The sequence below is a fragment of the Halomonas sp. 113 genome (assembly GCF_904067645.1).
Classification (GTDB): domain Bacteria; phylum Pseudomonadota; class Gammaproteobacteria; order Pseudomonadales; family Halomonadaceae; genus Vreelandella; species Vreelandella titanicae.
In genome coordinates this window covers 2,473,227-2,494,852 of sequence record NZ_LR881453.1, presented here as the reverse complement: position 1 = coordinate 2,494,852, position 21,626 = coordinate 2,473,227, and the positions used below count along the sequence as shown (strand labels likewise).

The 21,626-nt window shown below is 54.4% G+C and carries 21 protein-coding genes; 9 read left to right on the top strand and 12 right to left on the bottom strand.

Annotated features, from left to right (window positions below):
- The first annotated feature begins 70 nt into the window (after window positions 1-70).
- Complete coding sequence (locus YERSI8AC_RS11640) at window positions 71-838, top strand: DUF1338 family protein (RefSeq protein WP_022523513.1); 768 nt, start codon at window positions 71-73, stop codon at window positions 836-838.
- A 93-nt stretch (window positions 839-931) separates the two neighbouring features.
- Here YERSI8AC_RS11640 and YERSI8AC_RS11635 read toward each other — a convergent pair whose 3' ends face one another.
- Together YERSI8AC_RS11635 and YERSI8AC_RS11630 are read right to left on the bottom strand one after the other, a co-directional pair.
- Window positions 932-1,597, bottom strand: a complete 666-nt coding sequence (locus YERSI8AC_RS11635; protein ID WP_022523514.1) for a CoA transferase subunit B — start codon at window positions 1,595-1,597, stop codon at window positions 932-934.
- A gap of 63 nt (window positions 1,598-1,660) precedes the next feature.
- On the bottom strand, window positions 1,661-2,359 hold the full coding sequence (locus YERSI8AC_RS11630) for a CoA transferase subunit A (protein ID WP_009286666.1): 699 nt from the start codon (window positions 2,357-2,359) through the stop codon (window positions 1,661-1,663).
- A gap of 164 nt (window positions 2,360-2,523) precedes the next feature.
- On the opposite strand from YERSI8AC_RS11630, the gene YERSI8AC_RS11625 reads away from it, so the two are divergent.
- From YERSI8AC_RS11625 to YERSI8AC_RS11615, 3 genes are all read left to right on the top strand, one after another.
- Window positions 2,524-3,420, top strand: a complete 897-nt coding sequence (locus YERSI8AC_RS11625) for a LysR family transcriptional regulator (RefSeq protein WP_022523515.1) — start codon at window positions 2,524-2,526, stop codon at window positions 3,418-3,420.
- Window positions 3,421-3,526: 106 nt separating this feature from the next.
- Complete coding sequence (locus tag YERSI8AC_RS11620; RefSeq protein WP_022523516.1) at window positions 3,527-4,408, top strand: acyltransferase; 882 nt, start codon at window positions 3,527-3,529, stop codon at window positions 4,406-4,408.
- A gap of 116 nt (window positions 4,409-4,524) precedes the next feature.
- Window positions 4,525-5,322, top strand: coding sequence for a LysM peptidoglycan-binding domain-containing protein (locus tag YERSI8AC_RS11615; protein ID WP_159177928.1), 798 nt, complete (start codon window positions 4,525-4,527; stop codon window positions 5,320-5,322).
- A gap of 80 nt (window positions 5,323-5,402) precedes the next feature.
- On the opposite strand, the gene gcvT is transcribed toward YERSI8AC_RS11615, so the two are convergent.
- Complete coding sequence (gene gcvT, locus YERSI8AC_RS11610; protein WP_022523518.1) at window positions 5,403-6,515, bottom strand: glycine cleavage system aminomethyltransferase GcvT; 1,113 nt, start codon at window positions 6,513-6,515, stop codon at window positions 5,403-5,405.
- 123 nt (window positions 6,516-6,638) lie between these two features.
- On the bottom strand, window positions 6,639-8,048 hold the full coding sequence (locus YERSI8AC_RS11605) for an alanine/glycine:cation symporter family protein (RefSeq protein ID WP_027959396.1): 1,410 nt from the start codon (window positions 8,046-8,048) through the stop codon (window positions 6,639-6,641).
- Window positions 8,049-8,438: 390 nt separating this feature from the next.
- Between YERSI8AC_RS11605 and gcvH the strand changes: the two genes are divergently transcribed.
- Both gcvH and gcvP read left to right on the top strand, forming a co-directional pair.
- The gene (gene gcvH, locus YERSI8AC_RS11600; RefSeq protein WP_022523520.1) at window positions 8,439-8,828 is read left to right on the top strand and encodes a glycine cleavage system protein GcvH; all 390 of its coding nucleotides are present in this window, start codon (window positions 8,439-8,441) and stop codon (window positions 8,826-8,828) included.
- Between the two features lie 103 nt (window positions 8,829-8,931).
- On the top strand, window positions 8,932-11,826 hold the full coding sequence (gcvP, locus tag YERSI8AC_RS11595) for an aminomethyl-transferring glycine dehydrogenase (RefSeq protein WP_159176776.1): 2,895 nt from the start codon (window positions 8,932-8,934) through the stop codon (window positions 11,824-11,826).
- Between the two features lie 64 nt (window positions 11,827-11,890).
- Here gcvP and YERSI8AC_RS11590 read toward each other — a convergent pair whose 3' ends face one another.
- Window positions 11,891-12,796, bottom strand: coding sequence for a LysR family transcriptional regulator (locus YERSI8AC_RS11590; protein WP_009286662.1), 906 nt, complete (start codon window positions 12,794-12,796; stop codon window positions 11,891-11,893).
- Window positions 12,797-13,014: 218 nt separating this feature from the next.
- Here YERSI8AC_RS11590 and ppnN point away from each other — a divergent pair, with 218 nt between their 5' ends.
- From ppnN to YERSI8AC_RS11575, 3 genes are all read left to right on the top strand, one after another.
- On the top strand, window positions 13,015-14,397 hold the full coding sequence (ppnN, locus tag YERSI8AC_RS11585; protein WP_022523522.1) for a nucleotide 5'-monophosphate nucleosidase PpnN: 1,383 nt from the start codon (window positions 13,015-13,017) through the stop codon (window positions 14,395-14,397).
- A 224-nt stretch (window positions 14,398-14,621) separates the two neighbouring features.
- Window positions 14,622-15,356: a sulfite exporter TauE/SafE family protein gene (locus YERSI8AC_RS11580; RefSeq protein WP_022523523.1), complete on the top strand. Its 735-nt coding sequence runs from the start codon at window positions 14,622-14,624 to the stop codon at window positions 15,354-15,356.
- A 134-nt stretch (window positions 15,357-15,490) separates the two neighbouring features.
- Window positions 15,491-15,691, top strand: a complete 201-nt coding sequence (locus tag YERSI8AC_RS11575) for a hypothetical protein (RefSeq protein WP_022523524.1) — start codon at window positions 15,491-15,493, stop codon at window positions 15,689-15,691.
- A 117-nt stretch (window positions 15,692-15,808) separates the two neighbouring features.
- Here YERSI8AC_RS11575 and YERSI8AC_RS11570 read toward each other — a convergent pair whose 3' ends face one another.
- The 7 genes from YERSI8AC_RS11570 to narI form a co-directional block, all read right to left on the bottom strand.
- Entirely contained in the window at window positions 15,809-16,600 is a 792-nt protein-coding gene (locus YERSI8AC_RS11570; RefSeq protein WP_340146502.1) for a DUF6694 family lipoprotein, read from the bottom strand.
- A gap of 149 nt (window positions 16,601-16,749) precedes the next feature.
- Window positions 16,750-17,739: a GTP 3',8-cyclase MoaA gene (gene moaA / locus YERSI8AC_RS11565; protein ID WP_009286658.1), complete on the bottom strand. Its 990-nt coding sequence runs from the start codon at window positions 17,737-17,739 to the stop codon at window positions 16,750-16,752.
- The gene (locus YERSI8AC_RS11560; RefSeq protein WP_009286657.1) at window positions 17,736-18,140 is read right to left on the bottom strand and encodes a putative zinc-binding protein; all 405 of its coding nucleotides are present in this window, start codon (window positions 18,138-18,140) and stop codon (window positions 17,736-17,738) included. Before YERSI8AC_RS11560 ends, moaA begins: the two co-directional genes overlap by 4 nt.
- A 52-nt stretch (window positions 18,141-18,192) precedes the next feature.
- Entirely contained in the window at window positions 18,193-19,455 is a 1,263-nt protein-coding gene (locus YERSI8AC_RS11555) for a molybdopterin molybdotransferase MoeA (protein ID WP_138801025.1), read from the bottom strand.
- Window positions 19,452-20,030 (bottom strand): molybdenum cofactor biosynthesis protein B, encoded by a 579-nt coding sequence (gene moaB / locus YERSI8AC_RS11550; RefSeq protein ID WP_138801024.1) that lies wholly within the window; start codon window positions 20,028-20,030, stop codon window positions 19,452-19,454. Before moaB ends, YERSI8AC_RS11555 begins: the two co-directional genes overlap by 4 nt.
- 35 nt (window positions 20,031-20,065) lie before the next feature.
- The gene (locus YERSI8AC_RS11545; protein WP_027959391.1) at window positions 20,066-20,887 is read right to left on the bottom strand and encodes a peptidylprolyl isomerase; all 822 of its coding nucleotides are present in this window, start codon (window positions 20,885-20,887) and stop codon (window positions 20,066-20,068) included.
- A 40-nt stretch (window positions 20,888-20,927) separates the two neighbouring features.
- On the bottom strand, window positions 20,928-21,620 hold the full coding sequence (gene narI, locus YERSI8AC_RS11540) for a respiratory nitrate reductase subunit gamma (RefSeq protein ID WP_039858452.1): 693 nt from the start codon (window positions 21,618-21,620) through the stop codon (window positions 20,928-20,930).
- Between the last annotated feature and the right edge of the window lie 6 nt (window positions 21,621-21,626).

The following is a 21,626-nucleotide window of genomic DNA, read 5'->3' as shown; positions in this document are numbered from 1 at the left end:
CCGCTTGCCTATACTGAGCAGTTATTTAATGGCTCACGCTAGGTGTGCCACTTTAGGCAAGGAGTTCACCATGCAGCGTCAGGAGTTCGTTCAGCAGCTGTGGCTTGACTATGTACATACCCATCCCGACATCGGCGCCCTTAGACTTTGGCCACTATCAACGGCGGCTGAATATTTAACGCTGGTAACGCTCAATTACGGGCCCTTTGCCGCTGCCGCGCTTACCGGCAATTTAGCTCATATGGGCTATCGCGTCATGGGCCATTACGCCATGGCCGATAAAGGCCTATTAGTGCAACTACTCGCGCCAAGCGACGGCAGTAGTTGGCTGGTGCTGGCAGAACTGCAAATAGGCACATTGTCCAAGGCGCCCCGGGAAGCCATTGAAGGGCTGGTGCAACAATCTCACCCTCAGGATTGCAAGGGGCATAATTTGCTCTGCCGCGGTCGCCCCTGGCCGATGCCTAGCTGGGCGCTTTATCAACAGCTACAGCAAGCTCACCCCTTGGCTGCCTGGATAGCGGTGATGGGCCCTCGATTGCATCACGCTGGCTTTGATTGTGGGCAGTTGGGGGAGCCCTTGAAAACGCTGGATCAACGCCTAAGTGAAGTGGGCATGCCAAGCCTTGAGGGCCAGCAAAACGGTGTCTTCACGGTATCATCACTGCTTGATCACCGCTTCTACCCCACCACACCACAGAAAACAGTCTTCGCCAATGGCGATGAACATCGCCTCTGCCTAGGCGGCCTGGCGTTAGCCCAAAAGCACGTTGAAGATAATCACGAGCATATTGCCGATTTACTGCTACCCCACCATACGCGCTGTGAAATGGCCTGAGACGCTAGCAGTAATGGCGCTAGCGTCTCACTGTGCAGTTTATTTAACCCTCTAACCTTCGGCTGTTTATCATTCGGGCTAATGGGAGCGTACTTACTCGGCATCAAACGTCATTTCGGGAACATGGTCAGGCACAATCAGTTTGCCCGCCGTCTTCTCGACGATTTCCTCAACGCTTACGCCCGGAGCGCGCTCCTTGAGAATAAAGGCACCGTCTTTGATTTCAAGATAAGCTAAATCTGTCAACACGCGGTTAATGCAGCCTGCGCCGGTCAGCGGTAGTTCGCATTTTTCCAATAGCTTGGATTCGCCGTGCTTAGAGGCATGGGTCATAGTGCAAATGATATTGTCGGCACCGGCAACGAGATCCATGGCACCGCCCATGCCTTTGATCAACTTCCCTGGAATCATCCAGGACGCGATATTGCCCTGCTGATCCACCTCGAAAGCCCCCAGCACGGTGAGATCCACGTGGCCACCACGAATCATCGCAAATGATTCTGCGGAAGAAAAAATCGCTGCGCCTGGGCGCGCCGTCACCGTCTCTTTACCCGCATTAATCATATCTGGATCAAGTTCGTCTTCGGTGGGGTAGCGGCCCATCCCCAGCAGACCGTTCTCGGATTGCAGCATGACATCGATGCCATCCGGAATATAGTTGGCAACCAGGGTGGGAATACCAATGCCCAGGTTGACGTAAAAACCATCTTGAAGTTCGCGGGCGACACGCTGAGCCATCTGTTCTCGTGTTAAAGCCATGGTGACTTCCTCTTGTTGAATCGTTAAATGAGAAGCTAGTGTTGCGTTTGAAGGCGCGGCGTATTAGCTGCGCACCGTGCGTTTCTCTATCCGCTTTTCAAACGTGCCTTGAATAATCCGATCCACATAAATTCCTGGGGTATGGATCTGGCTAGGCTCAAGCTCACCCGGTTCAACGATCTCTTCAACTTCCACCACGGTAATTTTCCCCGCCGTGGCGGCCATGGGGTTAAAATTCTGCGCCGTATGGCGATACATTACATTGCCATAGCGATCCGCCTTCCAGCCTTTCACTATGGCAAAATCACCTACAATGGCTTCTTCTAAAATACAGTGTCGGCCATTAAACTCGCGAACCTCTTTCCCCTCACCAATCGGCGTGCCGTAACCGGTAGCGGTGTAAAAGGCGGGAATACCAGCGCCGCCTGCGCGCATTTTTTCCGCCAATGTGCCTTGAGGCGTTAACACCACTTCAATCTCATCGTTGAGCATTTGCTTCTCAAACAGGGCATTCTCACCTACGTAAGAGGCCAGAATCTTACTGATTTGGCGGTCTTCAAGCAGTATTCCCAAGCCAAAACCATCGACACCGCAATTATTGGATACCACGGTAAGGTCAGTGACGCCGCGTCGCTTGATCTCGGCAATCAGGTTTTCGGGAATACCGCAGAGCCCGAAGCCACCGGCGATGACGGTCATACCGCTTTCGATGCCTTCCATAGCCTCTTCGTAGGAAGCTACACGCTTATCGAATCCTGCCATTGTTGTGCCTCACATTGTTGTTGATGATCAGTGTTATCGTAGATGAGTGCTGTCAAAAATTCGCGAACTGAAGCTTACGATAGTGCCAGTGTTGTGCGAGATGATATATTTGTTAAGTTTGTTTTTCTTATCAATTTATTTTTTAAACTTATAAAAGGTGCTTTATGACCGTCAAACAGCTGCGCGCCTTTCTGGCGGTCGCCCAAACCCTCAGCTTTACTCAAGCCTGCGAGCGCCTGCATTTATCCCAACCAGCGCTAAGCCTGGCAATTAAAGGCCTGGAAGAGTCCCTGGGTGGCAAACTGCTGATTCGTAGCACCCGCAGCGTCAGATTAACCCCAGAAGGCGAGTCGCTACTACCGCTAGCCAAACATCTGCTGGCCCAGTGGGACAATACCGAGGAGCGTTTGCGCCAGCGCTTCACCCTCCAGCTGGGGCGCCTTAGCGTGGCGGCGATGCCCGCCTTTGCCGGTAACTTACTCCCTGCGGCGCTGGTTAAATTTCGCCAACAGTACCCCAAAATCAACATAACCGTGCACGATGTCATCAACGAGGAGGTTACCGCCATGGTGCGCTCCCGACAGGTAGAGATGGGGATCGCTTTTTCTCCGGAGGGTACCGGCAGCCTGCTCTTTACGCCGCTGTTTGAAGACCATTTTGTGGCGGTCGTGCCGACTGGCTCTCCGTTAACCCAGAACACCCAGCTCGCCTGGTCGACGCTGCTAAGCTACGATTTCATTACTCTTCAGCGCCCCTCCATGGTACGTCGTTTATTGGAACAGGAGCTGAGCAAACAGGATATGGAGCTCACTGTGGCCTTTGAAAGCCACCAGCTCTCCACCGTGGGGCGGATGGTTGCCGACGGTCTGGGCGTCAGCGCTGTGCCTTCCATGTGCATTCGTCAAATGCATGAACTGGGCGCTCGCTGCATACCGCTGACAGCGCCCGCTATCTCCTGCCGGGTCGGCATTTTGACTCACCAAGAGCTCTCCGTAGCCACCCATGCACTGCGCACCGTTCTCTTGAACACCGTCCAAGCCCCTTCACTGCCGCTCGCCTAAAACATCATCAAGCTAATGAATTGCTGTAGGTTTCTGCTGGGCAGTGTGGCTAGGATCATTTAGCATTCAGTATTACGTTATTGGTCTGACGGTAAGGAAACGTGGTATGCCTATTTTAAAGGGGCTGATTAGCGCTCTGCTGCTAACGCTCAACACGCTGTTCTGGGGCGTACCTCTCATTCTGCTGACGCTACTTAAAGTCATTGCCCCAGGGCAGCGGCTTAAACAGTTAGTGTTGCAGGGGCTGAATGGCGTTGCGCTTAACTGGATAGGCGTTAATCTTTGGTGGATGCGGCACTGGCTCAAACCCGTGCTACACGCCAGCGTACCTGATAATTTGAGCCCACAGCAGTGGTGGCTGGTGATATCCAACCACCGCAGTTGGACGGATATCTTTATGCTGTTGATGGCGTTGCATCGGCGTATCCCCATGCCACGTTTTTTCTTAAAACGTCAATTAATCTGGATCCCCATCGTAGGGTTGGCTTTTTGGGCACTAGAATTTCCTTTTATGCGCCGCTTTAGCCGCGAACAAGTCGCTAAAAACCCTAAACTGGCCACCATTGATCGAGCAGCTACCGAACGGATGTGTCAGCAGGCAAGGCACTCGCCCATTGCGATTTTTAATTTTGTCGAGGGCACCCGCTTTTCGGTTACCAAACGCGATGCCCAGCAGAGCCCCTACCGCCACTTATTACGCCCTAAAGCGGGCGGCATTGCCCAAGTACTTAGTCTGCTAGGCAACCAATTGGATGGTATCCTGGATGTGACGATCAGCTACGCTAACCCCTCGCCGACGTTTTGGGGCTTTTTATGCGGCAGGGAAGCGCCCATAACATTACAGGCACGGCAACTCAGCATTCCTGAGTGGATGTACGCATCAGAAAACCACGAAGAAAAGCAGCATAAGGAACGCTTCCACACATGGATCAATGCACTCTGGTTGGAAAAAGATGGCATGCTGGACAGCCGAACCGATCACGCCTAGCCGGCTGGCTCACTGTTTGGCTGTTAGCGGGACTACTGACCGGCTGTTCCAGCGCTCCTCCATCGTCATCCCAGCGAGCAGCCGCTCCTAGCGCCAGCCAGATCAGTGGCAACTGGGTGCAAGTACAGCGTGGCGACACGCTGGGTAAGCTGGCGGCCCGGGCTAACGTGCCACTGGAACGCTTGGAGCGCTTTAACCCAGGTGCCGATACGCGGCGCCTGGAAATTGGGCAACGTCTATTAATTCCTACCCAGCAGGAGCGGGCACCTTCAGGTGGCCCCTACCGCTATCAAATCCGTCCTGGTGATACGTTCTCGAGCATCGCCCGACATTTTGGCACTACCAGTGGCCGCATTCAGAGTGCCAACCCTAGTGCCTCTCCCACTAATTTGAGAATTGGCCAAATAGTCAGCCTCCCCCTTAGCGGTTCAGCGGCGCGAAGTTCATCTAGAAGCTCAGCAAACAGTAGCAGCTCTTCAAGCGCTAACAAGCCTGCCGCTGCACCTACCAGCAGCGCTCCCAGTCAGGCGCTACCCTCATCAGCCAGGCGCTGGCCCTGGCCGCTGGAGGATTATCGAGTGGTTCGCCGCTTCGGGCCAGACAGCCGAGGCACCCTGCAGCCCATGCTGCTGGCTACTCAAGCTGGCGCTCAGGCTAAAGCCGTCGCCCCTGGCGAAGTACGCTTTGCCGACGGTATGCGTCAGTTGGGTGAAGTGGTGATTGTGCACCATGCCAATAACCTCCAAACCGTATACGCCCTTTGCGAGCGCATTTTGGTCAAGGTAGGCAAACAGGTTAGCGCGGGAGACCCACTTTGTGAGGTAGGTCAAAGCAGTGCCACCCAACGCTATGATCTACTCTTTGATCTGCGCCAAGGCGGCAAACCCATCGATCCCAAGCAGGTTCTGCGCTAAAACACTCGCTTGAAACCGTCCCTCATAATAAAGCAACGGCCCCTAGCTTAAGCAGGGGCCGCGGGTAGATGGACACGCTTCTAGCCGCGATAGTAGCCCGGCTTTACAAACGGCGTGGGAGTTACCACCATAGGTAACTGTTTACCGCGTACCACCGCGAATACAGTGCTTTGCGGTGCTTCCTGCTCGCGAGTGACATAACCCATCGCCACAGGCTTACCGACGCTGGGACCAAAGCTGCCGGAGGTAACGATTCCAATCTCATTGCCTGCCTCATCCACAAGCGGCGCACCCTCACGCACCGGCGCGCGACCTTCAGCTAACAGCCCAACACGCTTGCGGGTGTGATCTTTGGCATCGACCTGATGAAGAATCACATCGGCGCCTGGAAAACCTCCCGGCCGATCACCGCCACGACGACGGGGCTTGCCAATCGCCCAAATTAGACCTGCTTCTATCGGGGTGGTTTGCTCATCCATATCGTGGCCATACAGGCATAAACCCGCTTCCAAACGCAGCGAGTCCCGCGCTCCCAGGCCAATCGCTTCGACTTCAGGCTCAGCTAGCAGTTGCTCAGCGAAGGCTTCGCAAGCATCGGCGGCGACGGAAATTTCAAAACCATCTTCACCGGTATAGCCGCTGCGGCTCACCCAAACCTCCTGCCCAGCAATGGTGAAGCGGCCATGCTGCATAAACACAAGCTCACAGGCTTCAGGGCAAAGCCGCTGCATGACATCCCGCGCCTGAGGCCCTTGGAGCGCCAGTAAGCCACGATCCAAAGGTTCAATGGTATGGGTTGACGCCAAATTGAGGCGCAGGTGAGTCAAGTCCTGATCTTTACAGGCGGCATTCACTACCAGATAGAAGTGATCACCCGCATTGACCACCATCAGGTCGTCAATAATGCCGCCTTCTGTGTTGGTGAACAGCCCGTAACGTTGGGCACCTTTCTCAAGGCTCATCAAATCGGCAGGAATCAAGGTTTCCAGGGCTTCGGCCACGCCGTCACCGGAAACGCTGATTTGCCCCATATGGGAGACATCGAACAGCCCGCACTTTTGACGGGTGTGTTCATGTTCTTTTTTGACCCCCAGCGGATACTGCACCGGCATATCGTAGCCAGCAAAAGGTACCATCTTGGCGCCTAGCTTGAGGTGCAGCGCATGCAGTGGCGTTTGCTTTAATTCAGACATAGGGGCTTTCCTCGCTTAAAAGTGTTCGCTCAAAAAAGAGAACGGGAAGCCACTGATTAAGTGCCTTCCCGACTCTCCTGTTATTCACGTTCACCTACAGCGCCGATGAACGCGCTGCGGGTATTATTGGTCGTGATCCAGTGCTTCACCCGGCAATACGTCTTTGCCGTCGAAATAGTCCTTGGTTAGCTTAAAGACTACCGGCGAAAGCAGTGCCAAGGCAATCAGGTTCGGGATCGCCATCATGGCGTTGAAGGTATCCGCCATGAGCCAGATAAAGCCCAGTTGAGCGATGGCGCCCAGCGGGATGGCCAGTACGAACAGCACCCGATAGATCATAATAGAGCGAGTGCCAAACAGGAACTGGCAGCACTTCTCACCGTAAAATGACCAGCCTAGGATGGTGGTAAAGGCAAAAATCGCCAACGCAATGGCGACAATCTGATTCCCAAAGCCAGGCAGTGCAGCGTCAAACGAAAGCGCGGTCAGCGACGCCCCCGCTTCACCCTCTTGCCAAACCGTTGAGGTCAAAATCACCAACGCGGTAATCGTGCACACAAGAATGGTATCGATAAAAGTGCCCAACATCGCGATTAAGCCTTGGCGCACTGGATTTTTGGTTTTGGCCGCCGCGTGCGCGATCGGCGCACTACCCAAACCCGCTTCGTTGGAGAAGATCCCGCGTGCCACACCAAAACGAATCGCCGCCATGACGGCGGCGCCCGCGAAACCACCTGCGGCCGCCATGGGGTTGAAGGCATAGTAGAAGATCAAACCAAAAGCTTCACCGATCTGCCCGGCATTGACGATCAATACCAACAAGCCAGCCACTACGTAGGCAATGCCCATAATCGGCACCAACTTGCCCGCCACTTTAGCAATACGCTTGATACCGCCCAGAATCACCGCGCCAGCCAGCACCATAATGACCACCCCCGTGAGCCAGTGCGGCACGCCGAAGGTGGCGTCCATGGCGTCAGCAACGGAGTTGGACTGAACGGTATTGCCGATCCCGAAGGCTGCGACAGCGCCAAAAAATGAGAACAGGCCGCCCAACCATAGCCACTTTTTACCCAGGCCATTCTTGATGTAAAACATCGGCCCGCCCACGTGGTAGCCAGTGCTATCGGTTTCACGATAGCGCACGGCCAGCACCGCTTCAGCAAATTTAGTGGCCATACCCACCAGTGCGGTAATCCACATCCAAAACACAGCGCCAGGGCCACCTAACGCAATGGCTGTGGCGACACCGGCAATATTACCGGTACCGATGGTCGCAGAGAGTGCGGTCATCAAGGCATTAAAAGGAGATATTTCCCCTTCGTCTCCCTCTTTGGCAACTGCCGCTTTACCCACCCCAGGTTTCGCATCACGCCCCGCCCACATTAGCTTGAAGCCCATGCCGAGCTTTCTAATCGGCATCAGTTTCAAGCCAAGCTGCAGGTAGATCCCCACACCGAGTAGCAGAATCAACATGACGGGCCCCCAGACCACGCCGTTGATCGCCCCTAAGAGGCTAGTTAATGCTTCCATGTTCATCTCCTCGCTTTGTTGGTATGCAATATTGGTGTGTATTATTGGCTTGTTGCGATTACGGGCTAGTCCTAACGACGCTATTGTTGGTTAGCGCACGATTTGAATGTTTTACACCATAAACTTAGCTAGCATCTAGGGTGATGTCGCTTGTGCATAGAGGATACCGCTTTTTTCATAACCCGATCTTCTGCACAAACCCGGCGAAAAGTAGCTGAACCGATAACGCTACCAAGCAAGCTTTGAAGCAACGAAGAAATTTGTTTCCGATTGGAAACACGTTAACATGCTTGCTTATTCGCTCGATCTACCCCAGTCACTAGTCGCCAAGGCGAACGGCAACCGCTAGTATGCTCGGGCCCAGAAAACTGTTTCATATAGGAAAACACCATGAGCAATCTTCCTACCAATCTTCGTTACGCAGAAAGCCACGAGTGGGTGCTGGATAATAAGGACGGCACCGTGACCGTGGGTATAACTGATCACGCCCAGCAGGCGCTCGGCGATGTCGTGTTTGTTGAACTGCCTGAAGTGGGAACAGCGCTGAACAAAGGGCAAGAGTTTGGCGTTATCGAATCGGTAAAAGCTGCTTCTGATCTCTACTCACCGGTTGTTGGCGAAGTCATTGAGGTCAATGACGCTCTTGAAGACGCACCTGAAACAGTCAATGAAGCGCCTTACGAAGGCGGCTGGATTATGAAAGTGCGTTTAGACAGCGACTCACTTGATGGCTTGCTCGACGCAGATGCCTATCAAGCAACGCTAAGCGCCGACGACTAAAGGCGGTAGCTGAATCATATATTAGGGCCTGCCTTTATCCTTTATGGCAGGCTCTTCGCTTAACGCCCTGCACGGTTCTCTCTTAACGTCCGGAATCTTCTTCATGTCTCTTGAAACACGCCGTCTGGCCGAGCTGGCCGATCACGATGCTTTTATCAAACGTCATAATGGTCCAAGTCAAGATGACGTGGCCACCATGTTAAAAGCGCTCAACATGCAGCACATGGAAGATCTGATTGAACAGACCGTGCCGAGCGATATCCGTCTTGGCCGTGAGCTAGCGCTTGATGAACCGCGCAGCGAATCAGAGGCGCTAGAGTACCTAGCGCAGCTCGCGCGCCAGAACCGCGTGGCTAAGAGCTATATTGGCCAGGGCTATTACGGCACCCATATGCCCGCGGTGATTCAGCGCAACGTATTGGAAAACCCAGGCTGGTACACGGCCTACACCCCCTACCAGCCGGAGATTTCTCAAGGACGCCTGGAAGGCTTGCTTAACTTCCAGCAGGTGGTCATGGATTTAACCGGCATGGAGCTGGCTAATGCGTCGCTGCTCGACGAAGCCACCGCTGCCGCCGAAGCCATGGCGCTGTGTAAGCGTGGTAATAAGAAAAGCAAATCCAACGCTTTTTTCGTCGCCGACGATGTTTTCCCGCAAACGCTGGATGTCGTTAAAACCCGTGCCGAGTTCTTTGGCTTTGAGCTGATCACCGGCCCTGCAGAAGAGTTGGCCAGCCACGATGTGTTTGGAGCCCTGGTTCAGTACCCCTCTGCCAGTGGTGAAGTGCGCGATCTGGCACCGCTATTAAGCGCCGCGGCTGAGCGCAATATAATGACCTGCGTGGCCAGCGATCTTTTGAGTCTGGTGCTGCTTAAAGAACCCGGCCAGCTGGGCGCGGATATTGTGGTGGGCAACTCCCAACGCTTTGGCGTACCCATGGGCTTTGGTGGCCCTCACGCGGCGTTCTTTGCTACATCCGACAAGCTCAAGCGCTCGATTCCTGGGCGTATCATCGGCGTATCAAAAGATAGCCGTGGTAACACCGCCCTGCGCATGGCAATGCAGACCCGCGAGCAGCATATCCGCCGCGAGAAAGCGACGTCCAATATCTGTACCGCCCAGGCGCTTCTGGCCAACATCGCAGGCTTTTATGCCACCTATCACGGTGCAGAAGGGTTGCGCAAAATTGCCGGCCGCGTTCATCGCCTAGCCACCCTGCTTGCCGAAGGCCTTAAGCAGGCAGGCGTATCGCTCGCTCATGACAGCTGGTTTGATACGCTACGTCTGACAGGTGTTGATGCAGGTAAGATCCATGGCCGAGCCATGACCCATGATATTAATCTGCACTACTTCGGCAATGGCGATGTCGGTATTAGCCTGGATGAAACCACCACCGCCCACGATGTAGCCACATTGTTTGATGTGCTGCTGGGCGATGAGCACGGCCTTGCCGTTGCAGTATTGGACGAGCAAGTGGTAGCTAGCGGCGCTTCCGGCATTCCCGCGGCATGCCAGCGCGAAAGCGACTTCTTGAGCCATCCCACCTTTAACCGCTACCGCAGCGAAACCGAAATGCTGCGCTACTTAAAGCGTCTGGAGAATAAGGATCTGTCGCTTGCCCATGCAATGATCCCGCTCGGCTCCTGCACCATGAAGCTCAACGCCACCAGCGAAATGATCCCCGTCTCCTGGCCCTCGTTTGCGCACCTTCACCCCTTTGCACCTCGCGACCAGGTGGCTGGCTATCATCAAATGATCGACGAGCTCTCGGCCTTCCTGGTCGAAGTCACCGGTTACGATCACCTCTCGATGCAGCCTAACTCCGGCGCTCAGGGTGAATATGCTGGCCTTGTGGCAATTCGTCGTTACCAAGCGGCCCAAGGCGAAGGTCATCGCGATGTCTGCTTGATTCCAAGCTCTGCCCACGGCACCAACCCTGCCTCGGCAGCCATGGTGCAAATGAAGGTGGTGGTGGTCGAGTGCGATCAAAACGGCAATATCGACATAGCGGACTTACGCGCTAAAGCTGAACAGCATAGCGATAAGCTCTCCGCCATTATGCTGACCTACCCATCCACACACGGGGTGTTTGAAACCAGCGTACGCGAAGCGTGCAAGATCGTTCACGACAACGGTGGTCAGGTGTATATCGATGGCGCCAATATGAACGCCCAGGTAGGGTTAACCCGTCCTGGCGATTTTGGCGGCGATGTGTCTCACCTTAACCTGCACAAAACGTTCTGTATTCCCCACGGTGGCGGCGGCCCGGGCATGGGCCCTATCGGCGTGAAAGCCCACTTGGTGCCCTACGTTTCAAACCATGTGGTAACACCTATCAACGGCGTCAACACTGATAGCGGTGCAGTCTCCGCGGCTGCCTTCGGCAGTGCTTCCATTCTGCCCATTTCCTGGGCCTACATTAAGATGATGGGTGCCCGCGGGCTGCGGGAAGCTACCGAGCTTGCCATCCTAAACGCCAATTACATTGCCAAACGATTGGAAGCAGCATTCCCGATTCTATACCGCGGTCAGAACGGTACCGTTGCCCACGAATGCATAATCGATATTCGTCCGCTCAAAGCGACCTCTGGGATTAGCGAGGAGGATATCGCCAAGCGTTTGATGGATTACGGTTTTCACGCACCAACCATGTCGTTCCCAGTGCCGGGCACGCTGATGATCGAGCCGACTGAGTCTGAGTCGCTGTATGAAATCGACCGTTTCTGCGATGCGATGATTGCCATTCGTGACGAGATCGCCCGAGTGGAGAGCGGCGAATGGCCGTTGGATAATAATCCGCTGGTCAATGCGCCACATACCCAGGCGGATCTAATGGATAGCGACTGGCAGCGGCCTTATGACCGCCAGTTGGCCGCCTTCCCGACCGCGGCTGTTCAAGCCGCTAAATACTGGCCCGCCGTTAACCGCGTCGATAACGTTTTCGGTGACCGTCAGTTAATCTGCTCCTGCCCTAGCATCGACGAATATCGCAACTAGCGGCAAAGCTGGCAAGATGTGAAGCGATAGCGCTCTAAGTAACGAAAACGCCCTTGGTGCCTAATCAATTAGACGGCATCAAGGGCGTTTTTTCTTGCAGACGCTGAGCGTGAAAACCGTCTAACAGCTTCGCGTAGCGCTTAGGCAGCACCGAGTCGCGGCGGCGCAGCAAATAGAGCACTTCATTGACCGCATTGGGCAGGTTCAACGCTTTTACCTGGCGCTGCCAAGGCGAAGTTTCCAATACCAATCGCGATACCACGCTAAAGCCCAACCCCCTGGCCACTGCATCCAGCACCATGCTGACTTCATTGGTAAAGCCTTGATGGCGGAAATGGGTCATTGAGCGAAACTCGTCGGGGTAATTGGCTCGCAGCAGTGCATTGGCATGGTTAATGCCGTCGTAATAATTGAGAAAGCCGATGCCCATTAAATCTGATAACGTGCTGCCCGCAAAATCTGCAGGCACCACCAAGCAGAGCGGTTCTTCATGCCAAATGCTGCAGCTAAGCTCAGGGTGCCGCATTGCCTCGGTGACTATCCCGATGTCATAACGCCCTTCAAGCAGGTCATTGACGATTTCGTGGTTGAACGCAAAGCTATAGTTGACCGTTAAATTGGGGTGCATTTGCTGCTGCCCCAATATATACGGATAGAACATCAGGCCAACGCTACCCGGCGAGGCAATGCGGCAGTCGCCGCTATCCAAAGAGTCATCGTCTAGCCCGTGACGGAACTGTTCATGCTCAGCAAATAACTTTAAAGCGTAATCGTAAGCACGCCGCCCCGATTCGGTTAATGTAAAGCTACGCCCCTTGCGCTCTAGCAGCTCTTTATTTAAATAGTCTTCTAACTTGCGTACATGCTGGCTTACGCCCGGCTGGGTCATTTCTAAACGTTGCGCCGTACGGGTAAAACTGCCTGTTTCAACAAGCGTAATAAAGGTACGAAAATAGTGGGCATTGAACATAGTGAAGCGCCATGGTCTTTGATAACGGTCTTTAGCAGCTCTCTTTGAGAACCCGCTTTAGGCAACAGTTTAGTAACTAACAAAAAACGCTATTGCCGCCGCCCTATAAAATAGACCTCATAATAGCACACCCCGGCGAGCCAGCCGCTGCGCTGTACCCACCGCTTGGGCGTGGTAATATGCCAAGAGACATCAAACGATTAGGGACAGCCCCGCTAATGACCGAAAACGTTCAACCTCGCGCCACTCTTTCCAGCATCATTTCCCCCGAGGGGAGCCTCGAAGTACTCTCTCAGCATGAAGTTAATCGACTGCATAAAACTTCTCAAAGCGGTCTGCACGACCTTCTTCGGCGCTGTGCGTTGGCAGTACTCAATTGCGGTAATCCCAGCGACGATAGCCTGGCGATTTTAGAAGCCTATAAAGATTTCGATATTGAAGTGCTGCAGCAAGACCGCGGCATTCGCTTAAAGCTCACTAACGCCCCCGCCGAAGCCTTTGTAGATGGCCGCATGATTCGCGGTATCCGCGAGCATCTATCCTCGATCATTCGCGACATCGTTTACGTCTACAATGAGATTCAGCACCACAATCGTTTTGACCTGAGTACGGGAGAAGGCACCACCAATGCGGTCTTCCATATTCTGCGCAAAGCGGGCACGCTCAAACCCGGCCGCGACCCTAGCCTGGTGGTGTGCTGGGGCGGTCACTCTATCTCCCGGGAAGAGTACGAATATACCAAAGATGTGGGCTATCACTTGGGTCTGCGCGATTTAGATATTTGTACCGGCTGTGGCCCTGGCGCAATGAAAGGCCCCATGAAAGGCGCGAACGTTGCCCATGCCAAGCAGCGGCGTAAAGAAGGCCGCTATTTGGGTGTTTCAGAGCCCGGCATTATCGCTGCCGAAGCGCCTAACCCCATCGTCAATGAACTGGTTGTCATGCCAGACATTGAAAAACGCTTGGAAGCCTTTGTGCGCCTGGGCCATGGCATTATTGTGTTTCCTGGCGGGGTGGGCACCGCAGAAGAGATTCTCTATCTGCTGGGCATTCTGCTGCACCCCAGCAACCAGGATATTCCTTTTCCGTTAATTTTCACTGGCCCTGCTGATTCTGCGGCCTACTTTCAGAAAATTGATGAATTTCTGGTCTATACCCTCGGTGAGGATATCCGCCGTTACTACACCATCATTACCGGCGATCCGGTCTCGGTTGCACGCACCATGCGCCACGGCATCGATGAGATCGCTGAATTCCGACGCACCCATCAGGATGCTTTCTACTACAACTGGCGATTGACCATTGCGCGCGACTTCCAGGCAACCTTTGAACCGACACACGACGCCATGCGTGGCTTAGCGCTCCACCGCCAGCAGCCTACCCATGAGCTCGCTGCTAATCTGCGCCGCGCTTTCTCGGGGATCGTCGCAGGCAACGTCAAAGAGGCTGGCATTCGAGCCATTGAAGCTCATGGCCCCTTTGTACTGACCGCAGAGCCCGAACTAATGCAACGCCTTGACGAGCTACTCACCTCGTTTGTAGCCCAAGGGCGCATGAAACTCGATGGCCAGCACTATGTGCCCTGCTATGTGCTGAAATAACAGCGTTTAGGCTCTGCCTGAAAACTGGCTGCGCTCGACCATACGGCGTTAAAAATCGGCTCAAAGTACTCATTTACACAACGTAAACTCCGTCTTTTCGCCGATTTTTGCCTTGTCTGGCCTTCGCTCGCCGACTTTTCAGACAAAACCTAATCCTGAAGAAAATCAATACGCACAGCTGCCGGTTGCGTGGCGGCTGTGCGCTAAAAAGGGCCGGTAACCTTATGCTGTTAATTGCGTTTATAGCGCTACTCGTTGCAGGTATCGTCAAAGGTGCCATCGGTTCAGGTGTCCCGGTTATTGTCGTACCCATTCTCACCATGCTGTACGACGTTCAACTCGCTATCGCTCTATTAGTCGCGCCTAACCTATTTAGTAATGCTTTACAGGTATGGCAATATCGACGCCACCTACTACCCTTGCGCTTCTTGGCAGCTTTCTCCATTGCTGGCGGGCTAGGCATCGTTCTGGGCACTTGGGGATTAGTCGTTTTATCTCCCGAAATACTGTCACTGGGTGTCGCGGGTGTGATCGTGCTTTACCTGATCATCAAAGTGATGAAACGTCGTATCGCCCTGCCTTTTAATATCGCTGCGCGACTAGTGATCCCTATTGGCCTACTCGCTGGCGTGCTTCAAGGCGCTGCAGGCATGTCGGCGCCAGCCTCGGTTACGTTTCTCAATGCGATGCAGTTGAAACGAAGCGTATTTATTGGCTCCATCTCAGTCTTCTTCGTCGCTATTACCAGTGTTCAAATACCGGCGCTTTTAAACGCGGGCATTTTAACTCTGGAACGCTTTTTGTTTAGTATTTTTGCCCTTGTGGTGATACTCGCCGCCATGCCCCTAGGCGCCCGCCTGGGCAATCGGCTGCCCCACCGCTGGTTTGATAATTTGGTTATGCTGCTGCTGGCAAGTATCGCCGGTAAAATTTTTATCGATACGCTGATGGCTGGCTAGCCCACGGAAAACCTTTTCTACGCTTTTTTTCTCACTTCAGCTAAGCAGTGTTGAGAACCAAGTCAGGTAAAAGCGGCCAGAATAGCTACACTGAGTGAGCATTACCTCACTATTGACCTTGAAAGGAACTCAACATGTCGATGATTAATCAGCTAAAAGATGTCAAAACCAAAGATTTCGCCAAGCACTGCTATGAAAGCAGCAGCGTCGATAAACTACGCGAGGCGTCGGCAGGCAGCGCCGATCAGTCAGAAATGGAGCATTGGGGGTTAACCGAAGGGCAGTGGGAAGAGGCAATTGTTGCCGCCCTCGCCGACCATGAAGCCAAAGAGTAAGTAACCCCGTTTGGCGAAAAGATAATTGGTAGAAATGTTTGCGCCCTATCGGATAACCGCTAGGGCGCTGTGGTTTTTGCATCGCTTACCTCACAAAGAGCTTAGTCCACACGAGACTCACTCCAAACGGGAGAAAGCAATGCCACCATACTCCTTCTGCAGTTGCTCAAGCCTGGCCAGTTCGTGTTCCGTTAGCTCAGGGGAGTCCCATAATGGCTGCTCATCAAGCCCTTTCAACCCTTGCAAGGTGACCGTCAGCTCTGCATCGCTGGGTATTTGAGCATTCCCCCATGGGCCAAAGCGGTTAGGCGCAAGGCTCCACTCAAGTGTTTCACCAGGCTCAATGCCACCAGGAACAACGTAGTAAAACGTTTCGTCTACCCAAGCTGCTGAGTGATCAGAGCTCGTCACCACGCCCCTCAACAGAAGCTCAGAAATGGCCTGATCCGTGTCATTGGTCACTGTAAGATCAATCACAGGTTCCGGAGCGCCATAAGGGCTTGAGCCAATGTAATAGCGAGCACTGTCAATGGTAAACCGCGCTAACTGCTGCTGATCACTGGTGGCTTTTGCACGCTTCTCTTCCAGCCGCTTTAAGGTGCGAATAGCCTGTTCGCGTTCGCGTGCCCGACGCTCGCGCAGAATTTGATCGGCACGCTGAATCACCTGATCCCCCGTTAACCCATGCATTTGCACATTGGCAGTTTCGGCAATCTCGGCGGCATTCATGCGGTGGGGGTTGAGAATATCGATACCACTAAACGACGTCGACGTGGCGATAATGATCAAGCCTTGATCAAACTCATCGCGTTTGTAGGTGGGCAAGGAGTTACGCACTTTCTCAACCGAGACAACCGACGCAGGCATGGAGCTAGTATCAATTTTGGGATCTGAGCAACCAGCTATCATGAGTACTGATAGTGATATTGCAGACAGCCTTAGCAGGCTCCACATACAATCACCTCAACGCAACCAAAAATAAAAAATTGTCGAGGAGCTTAACGGAAAGCGCTATTCACCACTAGCCCCTGTTAGCTTTGAACGCTGACCGAATCGTATTACCCGCCTGTTGCATTCATAAACCTCACTATTTGAACTTCACCATCCGTCGTGAAGTGATGACGCTCAGGTTTTTTCTTCATTGCCGCCACAATGCTCGATTTAAGCCGCTGGGTATCACCCGGATAACGTCGCATTACGGCGCGTAAATCTACCGAGTGCTCATTGCCCAAGCAAAGGAGTAGTCGCCCTTCAGCCGTCACCCGAACACGATTACAGGCAGCGCAGAAATTGTGGCTATGGGGAGAAATAAAGCCAATCCGCGACTGGCTGTCTACCATGCGGTAATAACGGGATGGCCCTAGGGTGGTTTCGGTGGTGGGTAAGAGTTGATAGTGGTTTTCTATGGTCTCGCGTACCGCATCGGTGGAAAGAAAGGTTTCACCACGGTTATGCTCGCTGATAGCGCCCAGCGGCATCTCCTCAATAAAGCTTATATCGACTTGTTCATCCCGGGCAAAGTTTACCAAGTCGATAATTTCGTCGTCATTGCGCCCCTTGAGCAGTACGGCGTTGAGCTTAATCGACTGAAAGCCAGCGCGGCGCGCTGCACGGATACCCGCGATCACCTGATCAAGATCCCCCGTCCGGGTTAATGCTTTAAAGCGTTCGGGCTTGAGCGAGTCGAGGCTAATATTGAGCCGATGTAGCCCGCCTTGCCGCAAAGCATTGGCATGCTTGACCAACCCTGAGCCGTTGGTGGTCATCGCCAGCTCGCGCAGGCCTTCCAATGCACCGAGTTTTTGCACTAGCGTGAGTACGCCCTGGCGTACCAGCGGCTCACCGCCAGTTAGACGGATTTTCTCCACGCCCAGCTCGACAAATGCCTGTGAAAGCGCGGCTATCTCCTCAAGGGTAAGCAGTTGGGCGCGTGGCAGAAAGGTCATTTCCTCAGCCATGCAGTACACACAGCGAAAATCACAACGATCAGTTACCGATATACGCAGGTAACGCACCGTACGGCCATACCCATCGACTAGCGCACTCATTCCATGGGTTCCTCTTGGGTATTGGCATTAACGGGCAGCCGTGCAATAAGTTCTTTTACTTCTGCGGTGACGTCGATGATTGTTTGCTCATCATAAAACTGGCCCCGCCGCTTGCGCAGGCCGTTTTCATATAGCTTTACGTGCTCTGTGGGTATCACATCCGCTTTGGCGAGACAGTGGCTGGCGCAGTGCATCTGGCACCCGTCAATGGCTACAATAGGGCGCCCGGAGCGGGCAATGCGCACCAGACCGGGCACACCACCGCCCACACCAGCAATGCAGGACATTTCTGCCTCTCCTGCATGGTCAAGACGCAGGGCAACGCTATTGGCAAGTTGCGCCACATCAGAGCAGCCGGAGCAGGCATAAATCAGTGTGCGGGGTTTGTGTTGTGAAGACATACCCTCTCCTATGAAAAAAAACGAGGTCAGTGGCCACGATAGGAAAAGCTGTTCAAGCGGCGAACTGATTGATGGGGTAATAGTGATAGGTGGCCCCTTCAGTTACCTCCGTGGCGGGGTTAATCATTAAATAACCATGGGCCTGGCTAGCCGCGCTGAGCATATGTGAGCCCTGCCCGCCCGCTAGCTGCGCCACGGGAGCCCCCTGTGACCAATTCATCACCACCCGTAGTAGCTCGCAGCGCCCCTGGGGGCCACGCTGAGAAAAGCCCGCTTTTACCGGATAACGCTGTAGAGCCGCTACGGCTCTACCTTGCATGGCATGGATAAACGGCAGCGCCAGCAGCTGCCAGCCCACCAGGGAGGCCACAGGATTACCCGGCAGCGCCATTAACGGTGTGGAAGAGGCAGGCTCCGCGCCCAGATAACCGAACGCAAAGGGCTTCCCTGGCTTCATGGCGACACCATGAAAATGTAAGCCACCGCGCTGCTCGATCACTGGGCGTACATGATCCTCCTCGCCTACCGAAACGCCTCCGGTGCACATCACCACATCCGCAACGGTTTGTGCGTGCTCAAAGGCCTGATGCAATGACTGCGGTGAATCAGCGATGATGCCCAAATCCAGCACGTCGCACTGAGCTTGCGCTAGCAGTGCGTTAAGCATGGCGCGGTTGCTGTCGTATACCTGTCCCGGTGATCGCACTGTACCTGGGGCAATCAGCTCATCGCCGGTGGAAAGCAGCGCCACCCTCAGACGCCGTTTGACAGTCACGGCATTGATTCCATGGCTTGCCAGCAGCGCAATCGACGCGGCATCAAGAAGCTTACCCGCAGCGAGCAGCGGGGTGCCTATGCGAGTCTCCTCGCCTTGGCGACGAATGTTAGCGCCTAGCACCAAGCTACCCTCGAGGTGTATATGCCCGCGCGGATCAAGAGTCACCCGCTCTTGAGGCACCACAATATTTGCCCCCATGGGCACCGGCGCGCCGGTAAAAATACGCGCGCAGCCTCCTTCCGGTAGCAGCATGACGCCTGCGCCAGCTGGTACGCGTTGGAGAATGGGTAAGCCTGCGCCGCGAGGTGCCGCTTGGTAATCAGCCAGACACAGCGCGTAACCATCCATAGCGCTATTGTCCACGCCCGGCATATCGAGAGGAGCGACCAGCGTTTCTGCCAGCACTCGCCCTGTCGATTGTTCTAGGGTGATGGTTTCTACTGCATTAATGGGCGTGGCTGCGTCGATAAGCCGTTGGCGCGCATCAAACAGATCTAACAAGCCGGGCGTGACTATTTCTGCGCAGTGACAGTTCATAAGCGCTCCACCTCATTGGAAGAAGTCGCTGTGTGACGTCCACTACACGGGGTCGCTGAAGGCAGCACCATGGCGGCGAAGTTGCAGGGCCGAGTGCGGGAGTCCAGCTGCAAAGCAATAATCCTGTCCCACGCCAAGGCACACGCTTTGGGCGAACCGGGCATCGCAAATATCATCGTTCGGTTGGCCACCCCCGCTACGGCGCGAGACTGGATCGTCGCTGTGCCGATTGTTTTCAGGGAGTAGTGGCGGAACAGCTCGCCATACCCCTCAATCGCTTTGTCGAACAGCGGTATCAACGCCTCGGGAGTGGTATCCCGGGAGGTAAAGCCAGTGCCGCCATTAACCAGAATCGCGTGGACATCCGTTCGGGCAATCCACTCCGAGACCACGGCACGAACCTGGTAGATATCATCAGAAACGATGCGCCTCTCGACCAGGATATGGCCGCTTTCGCTCAGATGTTCAACCAGCAGGTCACCGCTACCATCCTCGTCGAAACCACGGGTATCGGAAACCGTTAGCACCGCGATGCCGAGCGGAGTGAAAAGAGCATCTACAGGAACATGGGACATCAAGCCTCTCCTATTAGCTTTGCTATTGCTTCAAGCTATTGCATCAAGCTGCCGCCAGCATCGTCATCCAGAACAATCCCTTCGACGCCTATTTCGCTCTCTAACGCCAGCAAATAGTGACGCAGCGCACGTCGAGTTGCCTGTTCCCGTAGGCTATGGCGCACCCGGTCAATCACTTGATCGAAAGGTAACGCCCTACCGTCTCGCCGCTCGTCAATACTCACCACATGCCAGCCATAGCGAGACGCCAAGGGGCGCTCGTGTAGACCTTCGGGTAAGTGCTGCAAAGCGCGATCCAACTCCGGAACAGTCTGCCCTGACACCAGCCAGCCCAAATCACCATCCAGCTCTTTTGAAGGGCACGCGGAGTGGTGTTGAGCAAATTCGGCAAACCGTTCGGGTATCTGCTTAAGCTGTTCGAGTAGCTTTTCACCAAGCTGGTAAGCGTCGTCGCGACCCTGGGAGTCATCGGGTGCGGCCGCGAGCAGGATATGCCGAACGCGTAACTGCACTGGTTCGCTGAAGCGCTCGCGGTGGGTGTCAAAAAAGCGCTGGCAATCTGTTTCCCCCGGTTCCGGCACCTCAAGCTCCTGTTCGAGCAAGGCAGCAATCGCCGCATCTTCCTGTGCTTCGTTAGTTTCCTGCCTCGACAGTAGGCCCAGGACGTTGGCTCGCTGGCGCAGCAGTTCCCTGACCACCAGGGCGCGGGCCGCCTGAAGCTGGGCCTCCCCCGACGTTTCGGCGGGGTGGTACTGCATCTCCAACGCAATCGTTGCTTCATCGATAGGGGTGTCACCGACACGTACCGGAGGCGCAGCGACGCCCCCAGGTAGCTGTTCGATATCAATCATCTGCATGTTATTTCTCCTCTAGGCCTGGCCGAGCACAAGCCAGTTTTTAGCCACGACGGCGGACAAGCTGATAGCGCCGGGTTACATAGCCGAACGGCGCGCTCCACACATGCACCAGCCGCGAAAACGGGAACAGCAGGATGATGGTTAAGCCGATAAAGATATGCAGTTTGTAGATCCATGACACTTCCTGCATGTAGTCCGCCGCACCGCCGCTGAAGAAGACAATCGACTGCGCCCAGCTGGAGAGTGTCAGCATCATCTCGCCGTCCATATGGCCCAACGAGAAGATGATGGTCACCATACCCAGGCACGCCTGTAAGACGATCAAGCCCAGGATCAAGGTATCCATCATGCTCGACGACGCCTTTACGCGTGGGTTGGCCAGGCGACGATAGAGCAACATGGCGCCGCCCACCACGCACATGGCACCGGCAATACCGCCCACCACGATAGCCACTAGCTGTTTAGTACCGGCGTGCAGGAACGGTTCATAGACCCAGTGCGGTGTGAGCATGCCCACCAGATGGCCGAAGAAAATCACGATAATACCGATATGAAACAGGTTGCTGCCCAGGCGCATATTCTTTGAAGAGAGCATCTGGCTAGAACCGGTCTTCCAGGTGTACTGACCATGATCAAAACGGAGCAGGCTGCCAAGCAGAAACACCGTGCCCGCGAGATAGGGGTAGTAACCGTAGATCAGATGGGTTAAGTAATGCGCAATCGCGTCATACATGGTGAT